Annotated in this window: 5 protein-coding genes; all 5 read left to right on the top strand. The window is 44.7% G+C overall.

What is annotated here, in order from left to right:
• Positions 1-351, top strand: a 351-nt coding sequence (locus tag DFO50_RS19320; RefSeq protein WP_199489902.1) for a hypothetical protein, incomplete at its 5' end; no start/stop codon positions are given.
• The gene (locus DFO50_RS19050) at positions 351-998 is read left to right on the top strand and encodes a hypothetical protein (RefSeq protein WP_146745161.1); all 648 of its coding nucleotides are present in this window, start codon (positions 351-353) and stop codon (positions 996-998) included. The genes DFO50_RS19320 and DFO50_RS19050, both read left to right, overlap by 1 nt.
• Before the next feature lie 223 nt (positions 999-1,221).
• Positions 1,222-1,728 (top strand): hypothetical protein, encoded by a 507-nt coding sequence (locus DFO50_RS19055; protein WP_146745162.1) that lies wholly within the window; start codon positions 1,222-1,224, stop codon positions 1,726-1,728.
• Between the two features lie 562 nt (positions 1,729-2,290).
• Positions 2,291-2,392: a hypothetical protein gene (locus tag DFO50_RS20035; protein WP_373280126.1), complete on the top strand. Its 102-nt coding sequence runs from the start codon at positions 2,291-2,293 to the stop codon at positions 2,390-2,392.
• A partial coding sequence (locus tag DFO50_RS20040) for a putative toxin (protein ID WP_199489903.1) occupies positions 2,389-2,564 on the top strand: 176 nt, incomplete at its 3' end. The genes DFO50_RS20035 and DFO50_RS20040, both read left to right, overlap by 4 nt.

A 2,564-nucleotide genomic window follows, 5' to 3' on the forward strand; every position in this document is an offset into this window, starting at 1 on the left:
GTGTCGCTGTGGCGTGATGCCGCGATAGGGGCGGGGGTGGGTGGGGTGAATACGGTAGCGGTGAATGGGATGTATGGGGAGGGGAAGGATGTGGTCGAGGGGGCGCTGATAGGGGGAGGGCTCTCTAGCTTCGGATATGTAACTAATACAGTGGTGCGAGACTCGCTTGGAAGAATACTGCCTATGCGTATTGGTGCGTCACCTTTCAACAAAAAAGTTCCGGCTATTTTGCAAAATCTTGGTAGAAAAAATCCTTATCCAGATATGGCTGGTCATTGGATTGGGCATGGCATCAGTAATTTTGGCCCAATTTTAGAGTTGCCAATTAATGTTGATATAGAAAATCAATAGTGAAAAAGTTTTCTAAAATTAGCATGTGGAAATCGCATAAAAACCCATGCGGGAAATGGTTTTTTGATGCGTGTACTTATGGCGGATTACTCAGGGCATGGTTGTTTTGCATAACGATATCTACATTTTTGTGGTATGTGGATATGTTGTTTTCCTGGTTTTATGGTTTATTTGATAAAATATTTTTGGCTGATGAAAGTGATATAGGTTGGCATCGGTTTCTTGCTACTTCATCTGGATATTATGCTTCTTGTTTGATTTTTATGGCAGCTGTGAATCTCTATGTGGAAAGAAGAGGGGGTGATGGTAGCCCTGATTCCATACGGAAAAAATGGGAACTGCACCAGCAATGGAAACAGCGCCAGCGAGCAGAAGCGAAGCGATGGAAGAAAAGAATAAAAATCGAGCTTCACGAGCCGGAAGAAGAACCCGCCCCTCCTGCAGTGCCGGCCGAACCGGTGGATGTCCCGATCAGCAGCGAGCATGAAATCCGGTTGCCGGGCATGGATGAGGGGGTAATTCGTGAACCCGAAGCCTTGTCCATGCGCCTGGAGGTGCCCGCCGGGCAGGATGCGACAGCAAGCCCGAAACTGGTCGGTCATTACCATTCCGGGACTAACCGGATCGTGCTGGTACGGAAGAAATAAAACAGGTATTGAAAAAATATTGCCATGTATTAACGGTGGTTATCACTGAGTGTGGATGGCTGCGGAGAGGGTTTGCATGTCCATGTAGCAGGGCCGATTTCTCCCGAAGGTCGATACAGGTGCGAAATTGGATACTCACGATGCCGTAAATGCCCTGCAATGAAAGGTCGATGGTTGCCGCGGCATTGAAGCGGCACAACGACTGGAGCAGCTGTTCTGCTCGATGGCAGTGGATGTCAGGGCCTTTGTACTGCGTGAGAATGAAAAAGACCTCGCAAGGATAGATGCCACAACCCCGGGCTGGATGAGTTTCGTCGCCTTTGTTGGGGACCCGGAAAACCAGTTGGCGCTGGCGTCGCTGGGCAATGCGGGGAAAGAGCTTGTAAAGCTGGCAAGAAATTTTGTAATAAATTTTTCGGATGATGGGATTGGGTTTTCTATAAGAAGCATGCAGACTGGTTTAAGAAATCCTTTAGAAGTTGATAGAGTAAAAATTGATATGTTAAAAGGAGAGTATCAGTTCATGGTCCCAAGGGGGCGCATAGCAGATTATGTGGATGATAAGGGGCGTTACTATATATCAGAAGGAAACCATCGTATGGTTGCAGCGCAAGACATTTATAAAGATACAGGTGACGTATCTTATATCAAAAAATTGATTGAAAATGGCGTGTGGACTAAGGTGGGGAAATCAATTTCTGGATCAAAACCTGTGCCGGTAAGAAAATAGTTTAAATATTATTTCGTAAGGAAATGGCATAATTGTGCAAATTTGATATATATATAAAAATGTTAGAGCTTATTCTGCCTTATGTGAGGTGTGTTCAAACATGGAGCAAAAAGGAAAGAGCTAATGACAGGTCTTGTTATTATGATGTTGAACTAATACATAATTTGGCTGGCGCCTTGAAAGAGCCTGGTTTTGAAATGCAAGATATATGGTTTTTAAATAATCAGGCAAGGGTTTATTTTGAAAATTGTAATGAGAATATATCTCCAAATTACAATCAAAATTTAATATATATTAAGGAGCTTTTTTCGATAGTCCCTCTTGCTCTTAGATGCGAGTTGACATGGGAGGGGCCATAAGTCGTTCTGGTTGGGCTAGGGGCGAGCCCGAGGGGGCACGGACTGACTAAGGGGGCAGGAAGACGAAGGTTGCTATTAGTGCTAAAGCGCTGGATACAAAAGCAAAAGCCAAGGTTAATAATACGGATCAGGTTTATTATTAGTTAGAGAAGAATATTGATGTGATGTTGGAATTTTAAAGGCATGCCTGTAGTGGTTCACTGTTGACACAGTATATGATCGTGGGTCGGGAGCTACATGTTGCTATTCCTTATTCAACAACCCCGGTTCACTGGGAGCGGCTTCATAAAGCGGTTGAGTATTGACTACGCGGCTTCCTAATGGCGCGCAGGCCACAACGATTCCTGACTTGTGGGGGAAAAACGTCGGCGGTATGCTGGAGGTTAAAAATGTACAGAGGCTTTCCATGTCTAATCAGTTGCGAACTCAGATTCAAATTGCACGTGATACTGGGCAACCTTTAAATATTGTTGTAAG

The sequence above is a fragment of the Microvirgula sp. AG722 genome (genome assembly GCF_003269145.1).
Taxonomy (GTDB): domain Bacteria; phylum Pseudomonadota; class Gammaproteobacteria; order Burkholderiales; family Aquaspirillaceae; genus Microvirgula; species Microvirgula aerodenitrificans.

Coding starts and splice junctions, on each gene's coding strand:
- DFO50_RS19055 (WP_146745162.1), top strand. CDS start 1,222: ATGGCAGTGGATGTCAGGGCCTTTGTACTGCGTGAGAATGAAAAAGAC.